This window comes from Dyadobacter koreensis (assembly GCF_900108855.1).
Lineage (GTDB): Bacteria > Bacteroidota > Bacteroidia > Cytophagales > Spirosomataceae > Dyadobacter > Dyadobacter koreensis.
Genome location: NZ_FNXY01000005.1, coordinates 649691 through 671331, shown reverse-complemented (window position 1 = coordinate 671331; position 21641 = coordinate 649691). Strand labels below are relative to the sequence as shown.

Here is a 21641-nt window from a genome sequence, read left to right as displayed (position 1 = left end):
TTTTCACAAATGTGTTTTGATTTTTGTATTCGTGGTTTTTACAATTCAAATGCGGTTCCTTGCTCGGGATAAATGATTTGTAATCCGAGTGCATTATTATTACTGAGCTGACCTTTGATGATTACTTCATTCTGACCAGTCGGTTTCATATGCGTGATGACCAGTTTCAAATCCCGCATATTTTCTTTTCCGGCTAGAATTGCCAACCTATCCATTTCCTTCATAATCCAGTTTGGTGTTAAATGACCAAACAATTTGTTGTCCGGCTGCTCATTAGGATAAGAAACTTCCAGAAAAATTCCGGTTAATGTTTTTGCTTTGATTAATGGTGCCACTGCTTCCCATACTTTTTGAAGTTTAGTTGATTTTTCAACCTCATCCGGGCCGGTATCTCCAAAATACAATGCCTGTTTGCCATGCGTTTGAATTAAAAAAGCAGCACCTTCATAGGGATTTCCATGACTTAAAGAGAAAGTCTTTAATGTCATTTCGGTATTTTCCAGCGGAATTTCCTGTCCTTCTGACAAAGGTTTGTAAGTAAATTTCTTCAATGGATTAACACCTTCACTCCCAAAATTCGGCCAGCTCTCCCAGTTGAAATAATGATTTTTTATAATTTCCAGACATTTTGGGAAAGCATAAATAAACTTTGCTGTATCCTCAGGCGCGTTTGTGATCATGCCTGAAACGTGATCCAGATGTGCATGAGAAATAAGGAATCCTTTGATAAAACTTCTTGATACCTGATCTGCCGTGGCCGCAAAAGCACCGTTGGCAACTGCTACTTCAACTCCCTGCCGAACCGTTCCGCCATCCAGACAAACATAAGCCTCCGAATTAACCGGAGCGATCATATAAGCCGAAAGATTCCCTTCCGCACCGCCGCCTTTTACACCAAGCGGCACCACATTAAAAGCTGGTTGCGCCAGACAGTTTGAAATGAAAATCAGGTATAAAATGGATATCGAAATCAGGTTGCAAATTCGCTGTCTCATGATGATTGGATTAAGAGGTATCATAAAATAAAATCCTTCACCCAAAAGTACGGATGAAGGATTTATATTATTGTTTATTTAAAATTCAATTCGACATTCAGCTTATTAAAAGTCAGATTTAAATCCTTAAAATGCCACAGTATATCGTACGGAAATAGCACGGCCGGGTAAGTTGTAGCCACGTTTTTCGTAATAATTTTCGTCTGTCAGATTGTTTACTTTCAAAGCCAGCATATGTTTTTGGGCAATTTTGAAAGCTGCCGTGAAGTCTAGCACCATGTATTTTGGATAATCAATAACCGGATTAATCGGATCGGTATAATCGATATCCATCCGTGTTCCTATTGTACGACCAGATAAACGAAGTCGCAGCCATTTCAAATTATCATATTCCAAACCATAATTGAAGGTGTTTTTCGCCACATTCTGAATATCGCGGGTCACTTTTGACTCATCAGTGCCAATAATATCTTCCGCCGCTTTGAACATGGAAGTAGCATTTACAAAAGTTTTCAGCGAATATCTGTAATTTGATAGTGCTCCAAAATCATAAGTCACTTCCGTTTCCAAACCACGGATTTCCGCATTGGCTGCGTTGACAAAAGTCGCCCGGGATACAATCACATCTTTATTTGCCAGCGGCTCATTAACCGTTCTGATCACCTTCGCTATACGGTTGGTTACCTTTGTTGAAAAATAAGTTACGTTTGCAGACAATCCAGTTTTTGGTTTGTTAAAACTTAATCCCAAATCCCAACTCACGCTGCTTTCATTTTTCAGATCAGGGTTTCCGGCCGTCACCGCAATTCTTCCTTTTGCATCGCGCACTTCATTATATCCTGCCACACTGTAAGCATCCGTCGTCACAAATGCCCGGCCGATTGTTCCTTTCACACGCAAAGCAGGAACAAGTTCATAACTCACGCCCAGGCTTGGACTTGTAAACGGAATTGTTTTTTTCCCTGCTTTATAAGTTGGTAAAAGCGCAGTTTCCTTCACATTAAAAGTAATATTATCATAACGAACGCCCGGCTGTACCGTCAGACGGCCGAAATTCAACATCGCTTGCGCAAAAAACGCAGAAGAAATTAGTGCATATGCTGGCTGTGTCGGAGCGCGTTCGGTCGTATCGTTCGTCCACCGGCGACTTTCGGTTGAAGAATTCAAATAATCATAACCTACAATTAAAGAATGATTTCCGATTGTCCAGACATCTTTAACCTGAATACCTTTCCAGTTATTCCCAAGTTCAGCAGAACGGAAAGGAACGACAGGTTTGCCGGAAACATTCAGCGTATAATTTTTCGTATTTTCTTCCGAAGTAAAAACTTTCAGGCTCGGGTTGTGATTCCCGATTTTCCCGGTTAGCGAAACATCAAATCCTGCACGATCAACATCCTTGGTGCTTGCCTCGGTGGATCCCGAAGAAATCTCTCCCGGCGATTCTACATTTTTCGCCTGGAATTTATCACCACGAATATCAACTCTCCAATTGTCATTTAACTGGTAACCCAATCTCAAAGAGCCTGTGAAATAATGAAGTTTTGTGTAAGGTCTCGTTGCACCATCGGCCTGTGTTTCATCCACTTCCGTCTCAGGCTGGGCAGTATAGTTTTTTGTAACTTTGGTATAATCAAAGGTATCACGGAACAAATTCCACTTCCCGATCTTGTAATTTTTTGATCTTTCAAAATAGGAAAAGGACATATCATAATCCAGTTTTTTTGTCAGATTCCCGCCTGCATTCAAGCCAGCCTGATAGGATTGAAAACTGCCGTATTCCAGAAAACCGTTTCCTTTGGTATCACCTTTTGATCTTTGGGTAATAATATTAATAACCCCGCCCATCGCCTGAGAACCATACAATGAAGAAGCAGGACCTTTTAAAACTTCAATTCTTTCGACACCATTCAGATTAATCTGAGACAAATTGGTAGCCCCCGCCGCGCGGCCGTCAATCAGTAATAAAGTGCGCTGATTTAAGCCTGAAAACTGAGGCCGAAAACCACGGATACCGATTCCTGATGACAAATTCGGATATTGAATCACATCGACAGCTGCCGTTTTTCTTACAATATCTGTAAGGTCATTCGAAGGTGTCATCTCAATATCCTGACGGGTGATAATATCCAGTTTTTGAGGAATTTTTTCTTTCCTTGTTTCATAACGTGTGGCCGTTACGACAACAGGATTCAAAATATTTTCTCTTGTAGAATCAGATAAAACCACTTCCTGCGCTTCCGCGGAGAAAGTGGCGGTCATGGCTAATAGACCTGCAAATGTGAGTTGATGAATGGTGGCTTGGTAAAAATTAAAATTCATTGGGTATGGATATATAAAATGGTATGCGATTTAGCGAAACAAAAGAAAATGTACCGAGCACTATTGCCCTTCAAAAGCTCCGTATAGTGTAATCAGACCAATAATGATTGAAAAAGTGCCGACTACATAATTGATGATTTTCAAAACAGAATCCCGTTTTGCAGCGAATTTGTTGATTGAAAAAGCGAAGAAATAACCGTAAGCGGACATAGAGAAAATGATCCCGAAACTTTGCAGAATAATAATCCAGACAGCCGTGTAAGCATCACTTGCAGCCAAGGTTAATGCTACTGCGCAGGCTCCGCCAGTTCCAGCCAGTCCGTGTACCATACCAACCCAAAATGAACGGCTGAATTTTTGATCTATTATCGGTTGATCTGTCAAATCAGGCTTTCTGAAATTCCGCCGAAAGGCAACAATTCCCAACCAGATCATTAATGGTCCGATTACTAATTCAACTTTTTCAGAAATATTAAGAGAGATTGTAGATTTCAATATCAAAACCAGACAAGCGAAAAGTATCAACGTCAAAGAATGCCCGAGTGCCCAGTGCGACGACCGCCAGATCAGCTTCAGACGATCTTTGGGCTTCTGGTTTTTCTCTGTTGCCAAAACAGAAACCGCCGCCATATGGTCCGGCTCAAAAGAGTGCTGAACACCAAGAAGAAGAGAATCTACAAGTAAATAATTGATCATGTTCTTTCACATAAGTTATTGAGAAAAACCCGTTTATCATACCACGGGTAACTTATGGAAAATACAATACGAAGTAACCTGACAACAAAATACCGCTGCCAAACCAGTAACTTCACGCCTTTTTTCCCGAAAGCATTCCGAATATGATGTTAATTGGCAGGTCTTCTGGCTCGTTCAGTCTCCCAACGCCTTCCCGGTTCAATGTTGAATGAGAGAGTTTTGAATGAGAGAATGATGGAGCGCGCCAGACTTTGGCGTTATCAACCATTCTATCATTCACTCATTGAATCATTCAACATTAATTCCCCAGTGGCAAAAATGTTGTGACTTTTTTAGTGAACTTACAGCAGCGGGTACTACTCCGGATTTTCACCGGATTCCCTTTTAAGTGTAAAGCAAATATTACTTCACACACCACTTAACGGTTGCAAACTTACTATTAAATTTTTTAGAGCGTCAAAATTATTTTGCAAGAAACTAGTTTGTGCAATTGCACGAGACGTTCCAAAAGGAACGAACCGGATTATTGTCAAACGTTTTTCTACCTACGAAATGTCCCGATGGGACAAGTCCAAATCAATCATATTCCGCTAGAAACTTTTCGTCGGGAGAAATTATCATTCAACAATCCCGTTCCGATAGGAATATCTCGTCGGAAGAAAACACCATTATCATTCAACAAGCCTATTCCAATAGGAACATCTTGTCGGTAGAAATCATCACGATCGTTCATCAATCCTGTTCCGATAGGAACATCTCGTCGGTAGAAATCATCATTATCGCTCAACAAGCTTTGTTCCGATAGGAACATCTTGTGGGTAGAAATCATCACGATCGTTCATCAAGCCTGTTCCGATAGGAACATCTTGTCGGTAGAACTCATCATTTTCGTTCATCAAGCCTGTTCCGTTAGGAACATCTCGTCGATAGAATTCATCATTATCGCTCAACAAGCTTTGTTCCGATAGGAACATCTCGTCGGTAGAAAAATATATGCATTGCTTATTTTCCGCGTTCCTTCGGAACGTTTCGTGATTTCGGAACACTTGGAAACTATTCTAATTCCTTAAAAATGTATTGCTCCTCCCAATCAATATCAAAAGCGACGAGCAACTTTCTATACTCTTCCAGGAAACTTTTCTTTTGATGATGTATTTCCTGGTTTTGAATATATCTGATTACATCCGGCACTTGACTTTTTCCATATGAAAAAGCCCCATATCCTTCTTGCCAGGCAAAAGGGTATTTATTAAAATTCTGGTATTTAACCCATTTACTACTTTCGGTTTTTACATTTTGGATTAGTGAAGAAATTGATTGATGCGGACGAATTCCGGCGAAGATATGAATATGGTCAGGCATGCTGTTTATTTGAAGCATTTTATGCCGGTTTTCCTGAAATATTCCAGTAATATATTTGTGTAACTTTTCTTTCCATTCAGGTTGAATCTGTGCCTCCCTATGTTTTACAGCAAATACGAATTGTACATGAAGTTGTGTGTAAGTGTTGGCCATTATGCATTTATTTAGCGTGTGTAAAAGTTGCAATCTATTGAAAATTAAGAAGGGACCAAAAGATTATACACGCATTTTTATTAACGAAGAATCGGCACGAAACAAGCACACAAACAAGCACAGAAACAAAATCACGAAACGTTCTCCTAACGGAACGATCTCCCAGATGATATCGCCACTTTCTACCGACGAAATGTCCCAAGGGACAAAAACATTCAAACATTTAAGAGGCAGATAATGAGATAGTACTGTACTTTTTCTGTTCCGACAGGAACATTTCGTCGGTAGAAAAATTATCAGTTTCCGGATAATCGTTCCTTCGGAACGTTTCGTATAATTACCAGTTACTCCATTTAAAACCCTACATTTGCACCCCAATAAGTTCTTTTCTATATTTTTCCAACAGAAGAAGGTTTTACTATCAGTGAATTAATAGGGAATCGTGTGCAAATCACGAACTGTCGCGCAACTGTAAGTAACATCAAAAGTTTATATCAACAATGTCCACTGGGGTATTAATGTTGAATGATGGATTGAGAGAATGATAGAATGGTGGAACGGGCTGAGATTTGGCATACTCTAACATTCGATCATTCACTCATTCAAAATTCAATCATTATTCCGGGAAGGACGATATAAATGTTACAAGTCAGGAGACCTGCCTTTTTCTTTGTTGACAATGCTTTCGCGGAATGAAGCTTCGTCAGGTTTGGTGTTATAATATCCGGGCAATTTTGCCGTGGATAACCGTGCTTTTTTTGCTCGATTCTAAACCTTTTTCTCGTCTTTTCTTCTTTCCTCCGTTTGCGTTGTAAAATGCTGTAAAGAGCTTTTAACTCATCTTTCTAACCAAGTTAAAAGTATGCAAACGCAAAAAAACTGTTTCCCGCGGACTGGAAACGGCAATCTTCCTTTTCAAAAAAAACGATACAGTTTTGTGCTGAAAATCGCTTTATTTTTTCAATTATTCCTGATTAATAATGCCCTTGCACATCATTTTGGGACGCTCAAAGGCTCCATTCAAAATGAGGCAGGAGAGCCAATAATCGGAATTCATGTTAGGTTGGAAGGCACTTCTTTCGCCACGATTACGAACGAATCAGGGCATTTTGAAATCAAGAATATTCCGACTGGAAGTTATACGTTTCTGGCAAGTGGGATTGGTTATGAAGCAAAAAAAGACAACATCGAAATCAGGCAAAATGAGATAACACTTTTACAATACAAACTGAATAGCAAAACGAACGAATTGTCGGAAGTAGTGGTCAGTTCTGGTTCAAACCGTTCCTTTTCTGCGATTAATAAAATTGATGTTGCCTTGCGTGATATGCCGATTACCACATCGACAGTTTCTTTAAAAACCATTGAACAACGCGGCGTAGATGATTTGGGCGAAGCGATGAAAAATACAACCGGCGTTCGCGCAAATAATACGTATGGAGGTTTTCAACATTTTACCATTCGTGGCTTTTCAAATTTCGTCTTGCTGGTTGACGGCGTTCGTGATGAAAGACATAATATTTCAACCAGTGCACCGAATACAAATCTTGCTAATGTTGAAAGTATTGAAGTTCTGAAAGGCCCGGCATCGGTACTTTTCGGTCACTCGGCTTTGGGTGGAATTATCAATATCGCCAGAAAAAGACCCACCGCTAGCTTCAAAGCAGATTTTTCTGCTACTTATGGAAGTTTCAACACAAGACGAATACGTGCCGGGGCCGGTGGTGCGATCAGTGATAAATTACGTTACCGCGTAGATTTTGGAATGTCAGATACGGATGGCTACCGACAATCCGGATCGAATACCAACAACGGATACCTGGCGCTGGAATACACGCCAACAGACAAAGATTTATTTTATCTAACCATCGGTGCAAACAAGGATATTTATGATACTGATACCGGAATTCCAATGCTTGAAGGCAGCAAAATTATTCCCGGTCTGGATATCAATACGCGCTACAATGACCCGGCGGATATCCTGAAACATACCCGCTATGATTATCAGCTTAAATACGTCCATGAGTTTAATGAGAGGTTAAAAATATCAAATCAGCTTTCGTATTACGATGATAATATCAACTATTTTTCAACAGAGGAATTAACCCCGAATGTCACGCTGGACTCTCTCAAAAGATCTTATCCATTCTATTTCAACCATTTAACAAAGCCATTACAAAACCAGTTGGAGTTGACTTATGAATTTAATAGCGGCAATATAGGACACAAGGTGGTTGTCGGTTATTCACTGAGTTTATTGAACAGAAAAACCTACAACGGTGATGTATATGGCTCTGGAAAGAATGCGACGATCGCTATCACAAACCCAATTCTGAACCAGGGATATGTTAATTTCACAGACAAAAATTACCGGGCGACTATGGAAAACGTGCACGGAATTTATGTGCAGGACTGGATCAAAATCACGGATAATCTGAAAGCATTGGCGGGCCTGCGTTACGATATTTTCGATGGAACTTACTATACCAATTTGGTAGATACTGACAGAAATGTGACAGAAAAAGGAGCAAAATCTACTATCTCAAAAGCAGCTTTAACCTACCGCGCTGGACTGGTTTATCAGCCCATTGAACCGCTATCAGTTTATGGATCATATTCTACCTACTTCAAACCATCACGCCGCGTAGCACCGAACGGAGAGACTTTTGACCCGGAAACAGGCTATCAGGGTGAAGTGGGAAGTCGCCTGGAATTATCTTCACGATGGACAGCCAACCTTGCTTTTTACTACATGCGGAAAAATAATCAACTGGAAGCTTTGCCGGGCGGAATTTACAAAAGAATCGGATCAGCAGAATCCAAAGGTTTTGAAGCAGAGATCAATGGAAGTCTTTTTCCGGGTCTGGATTTGATTGCTGGATATACCTATTCAAAAGCAAGATATTTGCCTTATGCAAGTGGAGAAATCAATGCCGCTGCCGGAAAAAGAGTAGCTTTCGCACCAACGAATATGTTGAATGTCTGGCTGAACTATGAATTACAAACGACTGCTTTTAAGGGTTTAAGCATAGGAGCCGGGACAAATTACATGAGCGAGACATTTACTACGAGTGCTAACAATTATGCATTGCACGGCTACACCACCACGGATGTCGCAATCGGATATCGTGTTGGACGCGTCGGTCTGAGACTAAATATTAATAATGTGCTGAATGAAAAGTATTTTGCCAATGCGATTTTTGATAATCAGTTCTCACCAGGACCGACAAGAAATTTCTTGTTAAGCCTGAAATACAGTATTTAAGAAAAGGTGCAGCGCACCGAAATACTTGTAGGTATAAGTCAGATCCTCAAAGATTCCAATAGGTGCGGCTCACCGGAATAATTAACTACGATCAATTTTCATAAAAAATATAATTGCCAATAATATATAATAACTAATTCTTTAACCTGAAAAACAACAAAATTTGCCAATGTAGCTTATAAATCTCTCCCACTCCAACATTCATGAATACAGTTTAAAATCCATCAATACCAACAAACCCGATTCTTAATGTATTTTTGTTAAGACAACAATTAACGCCAATCGCCGACTCCTATGAAGCACAGATTTCTTTACCTCCTCGTATTTTTAATTCCGCTGCTCTCAGACGCACAAAATGCAGCAATGCCTGACACAGGTTGGGTTAGGAAAAACTATCAGAAAACGGAGCAATTCATTGAAATGCGGGATGGTGTAAAACTTTATACCGCCATTTATACACCAAGAGACAATGACGAAAAGTATCCGATTCTGATGCAGCGGACGCCTTATTCCTGTCGTCCTTATGGTGTAAATAATTACCGTCCCCGCATCGGACCGAATGGCATTTTGATGAAAGAAAAATACATTTTTGTTTATCAGGACGCACGTGGCCGTTATAAAAGCGAAGGAAATTTCCGGGAAATGACACCGGCGATTGACAATAAAAAAACAAATAAAGATGTCGATGAATCAAGCGATACCTATGATACGATTGAATGGCTTTTGAAAAATACGGCTTCCAATGGCAAAGTGGGGATTTATGGAATTTCCTTTCCTGGTTATTATTCCTCGGCAGCCTTGCCCGGCGCACATCCGGCTTTGAAAGCAGTTTCTCCGCAAGCTCCCATGTCGGATGAGTTTCTAGGCGATGATTGCAACCATAACGGTGCATTTTTCCTGATGGACAATTTCGGATTTTACAGCCATTTTGATGGTCCGAAAAGTGCGAACGGAGAAAGTTACAAACCATTTTTCAATGCAGATTTCAGCGATGCATATCAATATTTTCTTGATTTCGGTCCATTGAAAAAAGCCAATACCAATGCATACTTTTCAGACCCAAACAGTGTGTGGCGGCAGGTTACTTCCCACGACACGTACGACGAATTCTGGCAATCCAGAAATATCAAAAAGCATTTAAACAACATTAAACCTGCGGTAATGGTTGTAGGCGGCTGGTTTGATGCGGAAGATTTATACGGCGCTTTGAAAACATATTCTGCCATTGAAAAACAATCACCCAACAATAACACAAGATTGGTTATGGGGCCATGGACGCATGGCGGCTGGGCTTCTCCAACCTGGAAATCGTTTGCAGATTATCAGTTTGGGGCTGACTTGAACCAGTATTATCAAAACGAAATCGAGACTAAATTTTTCAATTTTTATTTGAAAGATAAAGGAGAATTCAATCAGGCAGAAGCGACAGTTTTTGAAACGGGTTCAAACCAGTGGAAAAATTATGATGTCTGGCCGCCAAAAAACAGTCAGCCGGAAACATTTTATTTCCATTCCAAAAGAAAACTTTCAGCTGAAAAACCAAAAGCAGCGAAAGCGGTTACCGAATACATCAGCGACCCTGCCAAACCTGTTCCGTATACCAACGAAATCAGCGGCGACCGGAATAATAAATACATGGCCGAAGATCAGCGTTTTGCGTCCCGCCGCCCGGATGTAATTTATTTCCAAACAGATTCTTTAACCTCGGATCTGACTTTAACCGGCGAGATAACGGCAAATCTTTTCGTCTCCATCACCGGAACGGATGCTGATTTTGTTGTAAAAGTAATTGATGTATGGCCGGATAGTTTGCCTGCACAAGTGCAACGCGGACAGCCAAAACCTATGGATATGAGTGGTTACCAGCAAATGGTGCGTGCAGAAGTATTTCGTGGAAAATTCCGTAACAGCTTCTCAAAACCGGAACCGTTTGTAAAGGATAAGGTTGAAAAAGTGTCTTTTAAACTAAACGAAGTTGCGCATACGTTCAAAAAAGGTCACCGCGTGATGGTACAAATCCAAAGCAGCTGGTTCCCCTTGGTTGACCGCAACCCACAAAAATTCATAAACATCTTCGAAGCCACTGAATCCGATTTCCAAGCCGCCAAAATCACCGTTCACCACGATCTAAAAAACAGCAGCAACATCATATTGCCCGTTTTGAAATAGGTAGATTACACAGAGGGCCGCAGAGTTCAAGGGGAGGGACACAGAGTTTTTCTTTATTTACGTAATTCTCAAAACACTCTGTGTATCTCTTTTTAGCTCTGTGAACCTCTGTGTAACCTAAAAAAAATGACTCATTTTCTGATTTCAGCTCCGTCCAGTAATTCAGGTAAGACCACGCTTACCCTCGGCCTTTTGCGGGCTTTGAAAAACAGAGGATTGAATGTTCAACCTTTCAAATGCGGGCCGGATTATATTGATACACAACACCATACAACCGCATCAGGAAATCCGGGAATAAATCTGGATACTTTCATGGCTTCGGAAGCGCATGTCCGGGATATTTATGAACATTATTCTGAGACGGCTGATGTTTCGGTAACAGAAGGAGTTATGGGACTTTTTGATGGCGCTGATAAAATGAAAGGAAGCAGTGCTGCCATTGCTGAATTGCTGGATATCCCGGTAATTCTGGTAATTAACGCCAAATCAATGGCTTATTCTGCGGCACCTTTGTTATATGGTTTTAAAAATTTTTATAAAGGAATCCGCGTTGTTGGGGCGATTTTCAACTTTGTCAGTACTATTTCGCATTACCGGTTTTTACAGGAGGCTTGCGAGGAAGTTGGAATAGAATCACTTGGTTATTTGCCAAAAAACGAAGCGTTGGCCATTCCTTCCAGGCATTTGGGATTGCACATTTCTGCTGAAACGGATTATGAAAGTATTATCGAAAAACTGGCCGAAGAAATTCCAAAAACGATAAATATTGATCGGTTACTGGAAATTTCTGCGCGAGAAATTTCGCCAAAAACCGGGCCAAAAACTGTATCTAAAAATCCTGTTTCAGCTAAAAAATATAAGATATCCATTGCCCGGGACGAAGCTTTTACTTTTACTTACCATCAAAATATCAAAGTACTTTCTTCCCTTGGCGAGATCACATTTTTTAGTCCGATTCATGATAAGGAACTTCCGGAAACAGATTTCCTATACCTGCCTGGTGGTTATCCTGAATTGTTTGCAGATGCATTAAGTGAGAATAAATCGATGCTTGAAAGTATTAAATATTACTGTTTAAATGGCGGTTTGACGTTTGCAGAATGTGGAGGTTTGATGTATTTGGGGAATGAAATTATTACTTCCGAAGGCTTGAATTTCCCAATGGCTGGCGTTCTGGATTGCTCGACTTCCATGGAAAATTCAAAATTGACATTAGGATATCGTACGATTCAATGGAATGATCTCGAAATGAAAGGACATGAATTTCATTATTCCAGATTGGTTGAAAATGCTTTGTGTGCTGAATCTGTCATTATTAAAAATGCCAAAGGAATTGAGGTGGAAACGCAGCTTTTACGAAAACTCAATACGTTTGCTTCTTATGTGCATTTGTATTGGGGAGAAAGTCTTGGCTTCATTGAATACTTATTGGAAAATTTCGCGTCTAAATGTTTCACGCAAAGTAGGTAAGGGAAATCGCAAAGAAAGCGGAGCTTCTACTTTGCGAACTTAGCGTTTTTTATCCGCGCGGCGCCCGCTTTTTTGCTTTGCGTGAAAGAAGAAATACAACACACAACTTAAATCTAAAAATGAATAAAGATGACACACTATGGAAAGGCATACTCGAAAATATCTGTGATGATTTCCTAAAATTCTTCTTCGAAGATGCCGAAAAGCTATTCGATCTGGAAAGAGGTTTTCAATTTTTAGACAAAGAACTCGAACAACTTTTCCCAACCAATGAAATTGAATCGCCCAAATTTGTAGATAAGCTTGTGAAAGTCTACACCAAAACCGGAGAAGAAGACTGGATTTTAGTACATATTGAAGTGCAGGGATATGATGATAAGGATTTTGCTAAACGAATGTTCACCTATTTTTATCGCATTCTTGACAAGTATGGAAAGCCGGTAACAGCCATCGCCATATTCACAGATACGAACAAGAAATTTCATCCTGGTGTTTATGAATACAAATATCTCGGTTCAAAAATCATTTACGAATTCAATACGTATAAAATTATTGAGCAGGATGAAACCGAACTGATTGAAAATGAAAACCCGTTTGCTATCATTGTATTAACTGTATTATTGGCACTAAAAAAGAAAAAGCTGGATGATGAAAGTTTGTTTGATCTAAAATATTCGCTGGCCAAAAATTTGCTCAGGCGAAAGATTTCAAAGAAGAAAATAGATGATTTGCTGATCTTTCTGCAACGCTACATAACCTTTGCAGATCAAGGATATAATGCTAAATTTGATAAAGAAATCGGAGAGCTAACCGGAAATCAGAAAAGTATGGGAATTAGAGAAATGGTACTCGATAAGGCTGAGAAGAAAGGTATTGAGAAAGGAGTTGAAAAAGCAACCGTCGCATTTATTATAAGTTTATGGGAAACGGGAAATCATAATGTTTCTCAAATCGCGAGTTTACTTAAAGTTTCGGAGGAATTTGTGCAAAATACTATTGCTTCAAAATAATCTGTGAAGCTTTCTTTCAAAAATAAAACACCTTACACACCATCAGCCTAAAAAGACTCCCACTCCGGAGTCTTTCTTTTTATCAACAAATGAAATAAATTTTCACGCAGAGCAGGTAAGAAAAAACGCAAAGAACACAAAGAAAAACTTTGCGACCTTCGCCCAACCCGCGCGGCGTCCGCTTCCCTGCTTTGCATGAACCCCTTGAAAACTTATGTCAGAAATAAAACGCCAACGTATCACCCGCGCAGATGGGAAAGCCATCAATCTTGTACAGCGCCGGGGACATTTGTCTTATTGTTATAACGCTTGCTGCTGCGGTCGGGTGGATCGCGGGTATGCCCCTATTCCGGTTGAATTGTACAAAAGTGAATGGCTGCGCCGGAAAATGCGGAACGTGGTGCATATGACAAAAGGCGGCTGCCTCGGTCCTTGTACGCTGGCGAATGTGGTTACGCTTTTGTTTGACGGGAATTCTGTCTGGTTTCATTCGGTGAACAGCGACTGGCAGATTATTGCCATTTTTGATTACATCGACAGCATGATCGCGGCCGATCGTTTCCTTGTTCCGCCAGCAGAATTATCTGAAAATGTATTTCAATTTTATACCTGGAAAGGCTCCGAAGCTTCCACAAAAATCGGGCAGACTCCCATGCCTACGGAAGGGATTGTGTTCCTTACCCATGCGGATACTGACTTATTAACATTGCACCGAACCATTCAGGATTTGCCGGATGATTTTCCGAAAACATTAGGCATTAACCTGATGGCCGTGAAAAGTGAAGCGCAGATGGAGCAGTTGCTCGATGGTGAAATTGCCTCAGCACAGATTATTATTCTTCGGATTCTCGGTCGGCCGAGTGCTATTCCGGGGTTTAATGAATTGATCAATCGGGCTAAGAAAAACGGACAGCATCTTATTGTCGTGAGCGGAACGGGTGATTTAAATCCTGATTTTGCAGCTGCATCTACGGTTTCTCCTGCGATTTTGCATGATGCCATGTTATATCTCCAGGCCGGCGGTTATACCAATTTTACTTCGCTGCTTTATTACCTTTCTGATCATTTATTAATGACAGGTTTTGGCTCCGAAACGCCGGTTACCTTGCCAGAACATGGCATTTACCACCCGGAACTACCCGAAAACGCTGATCTTTCCGATTGGCTCAAACGATATAATCCAGACCAGCCCACAGCCGGAATTACTTTTTACCGCTCGCACTGGACGAGTGGAAATACTGCTTTTATTGACGCGATGGTCGGCGCTTTGGAAGATCGTGATATGAATGTTTTACCCATTTTCACGTCATCACTCAAAGTTACCGATCCGGTTTCCGGACAACCTGTTGCTTTCCAGTTTTTCAATGGAGAAAAAGGTGTTCAGATTGATGTTTTGGTCAATACGCTTTCTCTTGCGATTACCGATATCCAAAAGGCAGGTTCTGATAATACCGGCGCAGAAAAAGCATTGAGTCAGCTTAACGTGCCGATTATCCAGGCCATTTCCAGTACCATGAACCGCAATGCCTGGGAATCTTCCAGTCGCGGATTAAGTACCTTGGATACCGCTATGAATGTCGCCATTCCGGAATTTGACGGGCGGATTATTACCGTTCCGATTTCTTTCAAGGAAAAAGACAGACAGGCAAAAGGATATGAAGCACTCGACAACCGCATCGATCGCGTGGCCGGAATTGCGCTACGGTTTGCCCGTTTACGTCATTTGAAAAACTCGGAGAAAAAAGTCGCTTTCATTTTTACCAATTCCAATACCAAAGCTTCCCAGATCGGAAATGCGGTCGGACTGGATGCACCGGCTTCGCTGATGAATATTTTGTATTCGATGCAGGCGGAAGGTTATCAGATCAAAAACCTGCCGGCTACCGGGACGGAATTAATTCATCAGTTAATTGACCGCTGTTCTTACGACCAGACTTACCTCACACCTGAACAACTTTCCAACGCTGCCGGTAAGGTTTCGTTTGAAAAATATGCGGGCTGGTTTGATGAATTACCGGAAGTTTTACGCCAGAAAATAACCAAACAATGGGGACAGGCACCCGGCGAAACTTATGTCCACGATGGCCATATCGCCCTCGCCGGACTTGAACTTGGTAACGCGTTCGTAGCATTGCAGCCGCCCCGTGGATATGGTATGGATCCGGATGCCATTTATCACCAGCCAGATCTCGCCCCGACGCATCATTATTACGCATTATACCGTTGGCTGCGTGATGGCTGGGATGCAGATGCGATTGTACACGTAGGAAAACACGGAACGCTGGAATGGCTTCCGGGCAAAGGAATCGGGTTGTCGGAAAACTGTTTTCCGGATGCGATTCTGGGCGATCTGCCGCTTTTTTATCCGTTTATTATCAACGATCCCGGTGAAGGTTCGCAGGCGAAACGCCGTGCTCATGCCGTGGTGGTGGATCACCTGACGCCGCCTATGACTTCCGCGGATAGTTATGGCGAACTGGCGCAGCTGACCCAGCTTGTCGATGAATATTATCAGGTGGAAACGCTCGACCCTTCAAAATTGCCTTTGCTGCAAAGACAGATCTGGGAGCTGATCAAACAGACCAATCTGGATGCCGATCTGGCTGCAATGCTGAGCCGCGACCATGGTGATCACAAGCACGATTGGGACGATGATATGACACCCGAAGGTGTGCCGGCGAGTCTGACGGAGATGGATGGAAAGGATATTGCCCACCTGATCGAGGACATCGACGGGTATTTGTGTGAACTGGGTGCAGCGCAGATCCGTAACGGTTTGCACACGCTCGGACAAATGCCGGAAGGTGACGCGCTGATCGATATGCTGCAAGCACTGACCCGACTGCCCAATGCTACGGTACCAGGTTTGCAGTCGGAAATGGCTTCGCTTTTTGGATTTGAAATAGAAGATCTTTTGCAGAAAAAAGGTCAGAAAATAGCTTCGGTTTCGCCGCAGTTTCAGTCGCTGGCCGGTCGGCCGGTGGTGACAGCGGCGGATGCGATGGAGATTATTGATGAGCTGAATAATCATTTGTTCCGGGTGCTGGCTCAGCATCGTTTTCATCCAAAATCCGTTGATCAGGTTTTGTATGAAACGCTGGATATGGCACCTTCAACGGCTGGTCTGGCAGGAATCCGGCTTGTGCTGGAATTTGTCTGTACCCAGCTGGTGCCGAATCTGGCGCGGACGGATGAAGAAATTACCAACCTCATGCACGGACTTTCCGGTGGGTATATTCCTGCCGGTCCGAGTGGCGCGCCTACACGGGGTATGGCGCATATTTTGCCAACCGGACGAAATTTTTACGCCGTAGATCCGCGCGCACTTCCGTCCAAAGCGGCCTGGGAAGTGGGCCAGCAGCTTGCACGGGAGGTTCTGGATCGTCACATGAAAGAAACAGGGCGTTATCCTGAAAGTGTCGGGATCAGTATCTGGGGCACTTCAGCGATGCGTACCCATGGGGACGATGTGGCGGAAGTGCTGGCTCTGATGGGTGCCCGGCCGGTATGGCAGCAGGAAAGCCGGCGCATTACCGGCGTGGAAATTATTTCGCTCGAAGAACTTGGCCGGCCGCGGATTGATGTGACCACCCGGATCAGTGGATTTTTCCGTGATGCTTTCCCGCATCTGATCGAATTGCTGGATGATGCCGTGCAGCAGGTTATCGCGCTGGACGAACCGCTGGACCAGAATTTTGTCCGCAAACATTACTTGAAAGATCTGGCTGAACTGCAAAAAGACAATGAATTATCGATTGAAGATGCCGAAGAACGGGCCAGTTACCGGATTTTCGGGGCGGCTCCGGGTGCTTATGGTGCGGGGATTTTGCCTTTGATCAATGAAAAAAACTGGCATGGGGATGCGGATTTTGCGCAGGCCTATGTCAACTGGGGCGGTTATGCCTATACGAAGAACGCGCAGGGTGTAGATGCCCGCAGCGAATTTCAGCAATGTCTTTCCGGCGTGGAGGTGGCGCTGCACAACCAGGACAACCGCGAACATGATATTTTTGACAGCGACGATTATCTGCAATTCCATGGCGGGATGATTGCGACCATACGCAGCCTTACCGGACAGCAGCCAAAACATTATTTCGGCGACTCGCAAAACCCGGCCCAACCGGTGGTGCGCGACCTGAAAGAGGAAACGTTGCGTGTTTTCCGTTCAAGGGTTGTGAACCCGAAATGGCTCGACAGCATCAAAAAACACGGTTACAAGGGCGGACTGGAACTTACTGCTACCGTTGACTACCTCTTCGGTTATGATGCCACAGCCAACGTGATCGACGACTGGATGTACGAAAAAGTAGCCGAAACCTACGCCCTGGACGCCAACATGCAGCAGTTTTTCGCCGAAAGCAACCCATGGGCCTTACACGCCATCGCCGAAAGATTACTCGAAGCCGCGCAAAGAGGCTTATGGGCCGAGCCGTCCGCTGAGGTTTTGCAGGGGTTGAAGGAGGTTTATCTGGAGAGTGAGGGGTTGTTGGAGGTTAGGGGGGAATAGAATTTAATACGGTAATTAAGAAATTAGATTGTTACAGTCTGATTTCTTAATTGCGTTATAATTGTTCTTGCCTATATTGGTAAAACAAATAGATAATCAAAATTAGCCTCCTTTATGAAAGCCAAATACCTTTGGATAATTGCCTTATTATTAATGATATCGCAATTTTCAATTGAACATATTTTTGTAGGAACTGGAAGTTTATCAGATCCCAATGGATTATCTAATTTAATCATTTCATTTCTGGGCAGTCTCGCCACAACAGCATTTTTCTCAATTATCTTAACTCTCGTTTTGGCTATTTTTCTTCATAGAAAATATCCGTTTACGATTAGGTTAAAAAAAATACTTCCACTCAGTTTTTGTATTATTTTAATATTATTAATTTCGACTTTGGGGTTTATGGCTTATCAAAAGGAAGTAAGAGGAATTGAATTACACCCAGTTACAGAATAGCCTTGGCATCATTACAATTCAATTTAGGAATATTTTTCAGGTATGCGTATTAGACCATGGCAACGGCTCAGGCATACCATTAGGAAATGATTGTGAGCATCGATTAAAGTATTTGCTGTCATATTCCAGTGCATGTAAAAGTAGAAGTTCAATGTACCACAATGATAACCTCAATACTTCAATTCTTACATCACTGTTAATTAAATTCAAATTCCTCCTTTTTCCTCTATTTCCATGAACTAAGGCATTTCGGATTTCTATTATTGCAGTTGGACCATTTTTTATTCTAGGTTTAATTCCTACCAAATGAGATAAACTTTCTGGAATACCATTCTTCAATTCAATTTTCTTCAGTAATAAAAATAATTTAGCCTCTGCGTTTTTGTTCTCCAATTTCTTAGCTAATACTGCGTTGACGGCCGGATCATTTTCGATAATTATCCAGTTAAATAGACCCTCCAATGCCGCTTGTGCCATAACAATTGAACCTTCAATAAAAGCTGAATTTATGTTTGCCTCTACATACCAATGAATAATTGAAATTAGTATTGAGCGATCATCTATAGAAAGCCAATATTTTCTAAATTTATTCCAAGTGTGTCCAATATGCTCAAAAGTGTCAATTGTGGACCAAGAATAAACGTATTTATAAGGTCTTACAACATAAGGCGTATAATCTCCCCATTTCAAAATACTTGATTTCCAACCTTTTAAAAAAATAGCAGAGGTATTTATACCATTTAAAAGGTGCAAGAATCTATTCAAGCAATGTAGGACCTCTCGGCCATCGTCATAATTTAACAACCCGTTCTTTTTCCGTAATTCCCCGTTATATTGTATTATATATCCACCGTTAGCTTTTAATGATGTATGCAAATCAGAATAATTTGAACACCTATCAATAATAATTTGGTATTCACCATCCTCTAAAAATATTCTGCTTTGACTTATACTTACTGTATTATTTTCAGATTTATACTTGACAGGTAAACCAATAAATTCTTTTAAATTCGGAATAGAAAAAGTAATTCTATCAACCATCTGGGAGATGTCGCCTAAATAAGAGGTATTAGAAATAGATATTCTTCCCTCAATTACCCCTAATCCAGTCTTTACATCTACTCCACTAACATCTCCAAAAACTTCCCCATTTATAACAATCTCCTTTCGGTCAATCAATAATGTCAAATTGTAGAAATCAATATTTACAAGGGGATTTCCATAAAATCTGGCCTTGAAATCTGGGAGCCACATGAACCAGATTTCTCCATCAATTTCTATTTCAATATTTGCAGTTTTTAGGATATAGATACCCTTAAAAATTAGTATTTCTTGATTGGCATGAGACATCATAACTCCATTATTTAAAAGCGACGGGAGGTCTTTAGACAAGTCTTCAACAGGATGGTTCATAATTTCTATTTATTGATTTTAGCTAACTTTATCAACAATTACATTCACTTCTGCTCACGTATGTCTTATTCCCATTGCCATTAAGATAGTAACATCCACCTTTGAGACCTAAAATTAAAGAATGTCCACTATGAGTTCCACATCCACCAGACGATGGATTTACATCGTCGGAAGACGAACAGGAAAATGCAAACACTAGAATCAAAGACAGGAGAAGACTTTTCATTATTACGTTGATTTATGATGAGGGAATAATTTATCTTCTTCTATATGAAGATCCATAACTTGATCTTGTTCCAGTACTCCGAGATTTTGATGACCCAGATTTATAACTCGAAGATTTACGTGAACGAGAAGATTTCGATGTGCTGTACTTTTTCGAAGAATATGATTTTGATGTTCTTGTTGACGAAGTCGAAGAGCCTCTTTTAACATAAGTTTTATTTCCGTTGGAATTAATATAATATCGTCCTCCGCGCGGTCCAGTGTAAATTGTAGCACCATTCGAAGGAGTATTTTTATAGGAAGAAGTGGATGAAGAACTTGCTATTTCATCATTAGATCTGTTTCGGTATAAATTCCGGTAGCTTCTTCTTGATATTCTAGCCCTAGAAATAAGTCTTGTTTTAGAAGTAAAACCAGTAATCCATACAAGCCGTTTCGAATGTCTGGCGCGAGTGCTTTTTTTGATTTTTGGAAATAAACTTTCAGATACGATTGAGATTGTATCTCCTTGTGGAATGTCAGTATATTCTTCGTCGCCAATTCCATTAGGACCGTAATTAGGTAAAGTCTCAGTAGTGACTAATTCGTAACGGGTTATATAGAAAGGGCTGCAACCGAAAACAAAAAATGAGAGAACAATCAGAAGTAAATATTTTTTCATTGAAGAGGAGGTAGTTGAGTAATTTGATGGCAATGATAGGAATTAAACAATAACTAATTAAACTTTATTTATTTAACGGTCACATCTTTAAATTCACCAAACGTTCCTACGGAACGAAAACCACATCGATCTCTCCCGGCTTCTACCAACGAAATGTCCCGATGGGACAATGACATTGGAATATTCAGGTGTTTTTGTTCCGATATGAACATTTCGTTGGTAGGAAATCGGTGTAAATTTCCGGCTGGCCGTTCCTTCGGGACGGCTCGTGTTTACTTCCGTCAGACGTGATCTGGGGGTTAGATTGAACAATTGAATATAATTAATCTAAACCAACTCAACCCTCAATCAACCCCAATCCTATTCCCATCAACCCACCAATCCACCCCCAGCACAATCACCTGCAAAACCACAAACGAAACAAACAGCATCATGATATTATCTTCCGGTGGCGGGCCGAACATGTTGTAGGCGTTGGCCAGAACGAAAAAGCCAGTCATGATCCACAGTCCCCAGTTTAATAATATCTTTTACCCAACCAACTCATACTCCTTAATCAAAGCATCCGCAGGAATATGCAGCAATTTGCTGAACTTACGGATCATGGTTAGCGAAAGTGCCTGTTTGTAGTTCAGCACTTTGCTGATTGTTCCCTTGTCGCCATATTCATTGGCGAGATCCGCGGATTTATAGCCAAAATCCGCCATTCTGATTTTGATTAATTCAATGGGATCAACCTCCGGCAAGTTGCGGTTTTCCTTTTCGTATTCTGAAATGAGATGTACCAAAAGGATTTTTTCCTTGTGATCAGCAGAATTTTTTGAAGCTCGTTTTACTTCTTCATACCGGGCAAGAGCTCTTTCATACTCCTGCTCTGTTTCTATCAAAAACCATTGTGGCTGTGTCATGTCGTTATTTTCTTTTAAATCCAGTATGA

Annotated in this window: 16 protein-coding genes and 2 riboswitches; of the genes, 6 read left to right on the top strand and 10 right to left on the bottom strand. The window is 41.3% G+C overall.

The features are described 5' to 3' along the window. Nucleotides 1-38: 38 nt before the first annotated feature. The 5 genes from BMY70_RS18555 to tnpA form a co-directional block, all read right to left on the bottom strand. Nucleotides 39-995, bottom strand: coding sequence for an MBL fold metallo-hydrolase (locus BMY70_RS18555; RefSeq protein ID WP_090337846.1), 957 nt, complete (start codon nucleotides 993-995; stop codon nucleotides 39-41). A gap of 126 nt (nucleotides 996-1121) precedes the next feature. Further along, a complete protein-coding gene (locus BMY70_RS18550; protein WP_090337766.1) occupies nucleotides 1122-3317 on the bottom strand; it encodes a TonB-dependent receptor plug domain-containing protein in 2196 nt (731 codons plus the stop codon). 60 nt (nucleotides 3318-3377) lie between these two features. Further along, the gene (locus BMY70_RS18545) at nucleotides 3378-4013 is read right to left on the bottom strand and encodes a sulfite exporter TauE/SafE family protein (RefSeq protein ID WP_090337765.1); all 636 of its coding nucleotides are present in this window, start codon (nucleotides 4011-4013) and stop codon (nucleotides 3378-3380) included. A gap of 138 nt (nucleotides 4014-4151) precedes the next feature. Further along, nucleotides 4152-4447, bottom strand: a riboswitch (cobalamin riboswitch). 342 nt (nucleotides 4448-4789) lie between these two features. Beyond that, nucleotides 4790-4987, bottom strand: coding sequence for a hypothetical protein (locus BMY70_RS18540; RefSeq protein WP_090337764.1), 198 nt, complete (start codon nucleotides 4985-4987; stop codon nucleotides 4790-4792). 79 nt (nucleotides 4988-5066) lie between these two features. Further along, the gene (gene tnpA, locus BMY70_RS18535) at nucleotides 5067-5528 is read right to left on the bottom strand and encodes an IS200/IS605 family transposase (RefSeq protein ID WP_090337763.1); all 462 of its coding nucleotides are present in this window, start codon (nucleotides 5526-5528) and stop codon (nucleotides 5067-5069) included. 393 nt (nucleotides 5529-5921) lie between these two features. After that, a riboswitch (cobalamin riboswitch) is annotated at nucleotides 5922-6208 on the top strand. Nucleotides 6209-6390: 182 nt separating this feature from the next. On the opposite strand from tnpA, the gene BMY70_RS18530 reads away from it, so the two are divergent. From BMY70_RS18530 to BMY70_RS18505, 6 genes are all read left to right on the top strand, one after another. After that, nucleotides 6391-8793: a TonB-dependent receptor gene (locus BMY70_RS18530; protein WP_090337762.1), complete on the top strand. Its 2403-nt coding sequence runs from the start codon at nucleotides 6391-6393 to the stop codon at nucleotides 8791-8793. Nucleotides 8794-9087: 294 nt separating this feature from the next. Then, a complete protein-coding gene (locus tag BMY70_RS18525) occupies nucleotides 9088-10962 on the top strand; it encodes a CocE/NonD family hydrolase (protein ID WP_090337761.1) in 1875 nt (624 codons plus the stop codon). A 126-nt stretch (nucleotides 10963-11088) separates the two neighbouring features. Then, nucleotides 11089-12432, top strand: a complete 1344-nt coding sequence (locus BMY70_RS18520; RefSeq protein ID WP_090337760.1) for a cobyrinic acid a,c-diamide synthase CobB — start codon at nucleotides 11089-11091, stop codon at nucleotides 12430-12432. Nucleotides 12433-12551: 119 nt separating this feature from the next. Then, a complete protein-coding gene (locus BMY70_RS18515) occupies nucleotides 12552-13442 on the top strand; it encodes an RpnC/YadD family protein (RefSeq protein WP_090337758.1) in 891 nt (296 codons plus the stop codon). 214 nt (nucleotides 13443-13656) lie between these two features. Next, nucleotides 13657-17949: a cobaltochelatase subunit CobN gene (locus tag BMY70_RS18510; RefSeq protein ID WP_090337756.1), complete on the top strand. Its 4293-nt coding sequence runs from the start codon at nucleotides 13657-13659 to the stop codon at nucleotides 17947-17949. Between the two features lie 114 nt (nucleotides 17950-18063). Further along, on the top strand, nucleotides 18064-18405 hold the full coding sequence (locus BMY70_RS18505) for a hypothetical protein (RefSeq protein ID WP_090337754.1): 342 nt from the start codon (nucleotides 18064-18066) through the stop codon (nucleotides 18403-18405). 36 nt (nucleotides 18406-18441) lie between these two features. Here BMY70_RS18505 and BMY70_RS18500 read toward each other — a convergent pair whose 3' ends face one another. The 5 genes from BMY70_RS18500 to BMY70_RS18485 all read right to left on the bottom strand — a co-directional run bounded on the left by BMY70_RS18500 (nucleotide 18442) and on the right by BMY70_RS18485 (nucleotide 21612). Beyond that, the gene (locus BMY70_RS18500; protein WP_090337752.1) at nucleotides 18442-19818 is read right to left on the bottom strand and encodes a YopA family protein; all 1377 of its coding nucleotides are present in this window, start codon (nucleotides 19816-19818) and stop codon (nucleotides 18442-18444) included. Nucleotides 19819-20074: 256 nt separating this feature from the next. Further along, nucleotides 20075-20704: a hypothetical protein gene (locus BMY70_RS31345; RefSeq protein ID WP_143072125.1), complete on the bottom strand. Its 630-nt coding sequence runs from the start codon at nucleotides 20702-20704 to the stop codon at nucleotides 20075-20077. Between the two features lie 93 nt (nucleotides 20705-20797). Then, nucleotides 20798-21016 (bottom strand): hypothetical protein, encoded by a 219-nt coding sequence (locus tag BMY70_RS30700; RefSeq protein WP_143072124.1) that lies wholly within the window; start codon nucleotides 21014-21016, stop codon nucleotides 20798-20800. A gap of 32 nt (nucleotides 21017-21048) precedes the next feature. Beyond that, on the bottom strand, nucleotides 21049-21204 hold the full coding sequence (locus BMY70_RS31095; RefSeq protein ID WP_218148644.1) for a hypothetical protein: 156 nt from the start codon (nucleotides 21202-21204) through the stop codon (nucleotides 21049-21051). Between the two features lie 30 nt (nucleotides 21205-21234). After that, on the bottom strand, nucleotides 21235-21612 hold the full coding sequence (locus BMY70_RS18485) for a helix-turn-helix domain-containing protein (RefSeq protein WP_090337747.1): 378 nt from the start codon (nucleotides 21610-21612) through the stop codon (nucleotides 21235-21237). Nucleotides 21613-21641: the final 29 nt, after the last annotated feature.

Bases quoted from the DNA above. Each gene is read 5' to 3' on its own strand.
- BMY70_RS18555 (WP_090337846.1), bottom strand. From the start codon at position 995: ATGAGACAGCGAATTTGCAACCTGATTTCGATATCCATTTTATACCTG.
- BMY70_RS18550 (WP_090337766.1), bottom strand. From the start codon at position 3,317: ATGAATTTTAATTTTTACCAAGCCACCATTCATCAACTCACATTTGCA.
- BMY70_RS18545 (WP_090337765.1), bottom strand. From the start codon at position 4,013: ATGATCAATTATTTACTTGTAGATTCTCTTCTTCTTGGTGTTCAGCAC.
- BMY70_RS18540 (WP_090337764.1), bottom strand. From the start codon at position 4,987: ATGTTCCTATCGGAACAAAGCTTGTTGAGCGATAATGATGAATTCTAT.
- tnpA (WP_090337763.1), bottom strand. From the start codon at position 5,528: ATGGCCAACACTTACACACAACTTCATGTACAATTCGTATTTGCTGTA.
- BMY70_RS18530 (WP_090337762.1), top strand. From the start codon at position 6,391: ATGCAAACGCAAAAAAACTGTTTCCCGCGGACTGGAAACGGCAATCTT.
- BMY70_RS18525 (WP_090337761.1), top strand. From the start codon at position 9,088: ATGAAGCACAGATTTCTTTACCTCCTCGTATTTTTAATTCCGCTGCTC.
- BMY70_RS18520 (WP_090337760.1), top strand. From the start codon at position 11,089: ATGACTCATTTTCTGATTTCAGCTCCGTCCAGTAATTCAGGTAAGACC.
- BMY70_RS18515 (WP_090337758.1), top strand. From the start codon at position 12,552: ATGAATAAAGATGACACACTATGGAAAGGCATACTCGAAAATATCTGT.
- BMY70_RS18510 (WP_090337756.1), top strand. From the start codon at position 13,657: ATGTCAGAAATAAAACGCCAACGTATCACCCGCGCAGATGGGAAAGCC.
- BMY70_RS18505 (WP_090337754.1), top strand. From the start codon at position 18,064: ATGAAAGCCAAATACCTTTGGATAATTGCCTTATTATTAATGATATCG.
- BMY70_RS18500 (WP_090337752.1), bottom strand. From the start codon at position 19,818: ATGAACCATCCTGTTGAAGACTTGTCTAAAGACCTCCCGTCGCTTTTA.
- BMY70_RS31345 (WP_143072125.1), bottom strand. From the start codon at position 20,704: ATGAAAAAATATTTACTTCTGATTGTTCTCTCATTTTTTGTTTTCGGT.
- BMY70_RS31095 (WP_218148644.1), bottom strand. From the start codon at position 21,204: ATGACTGGCTTTTTCGTTCTGGCCAACGCCTACAACATGTTCGGCCCG.
- BMY70_RS18485 (WP_090337747.1), bottom strand. From the start codon at position 21,612: ATGACACAGCCACAATGGTTTTTGATAGAAACAGAGCAGGAGTATGAA.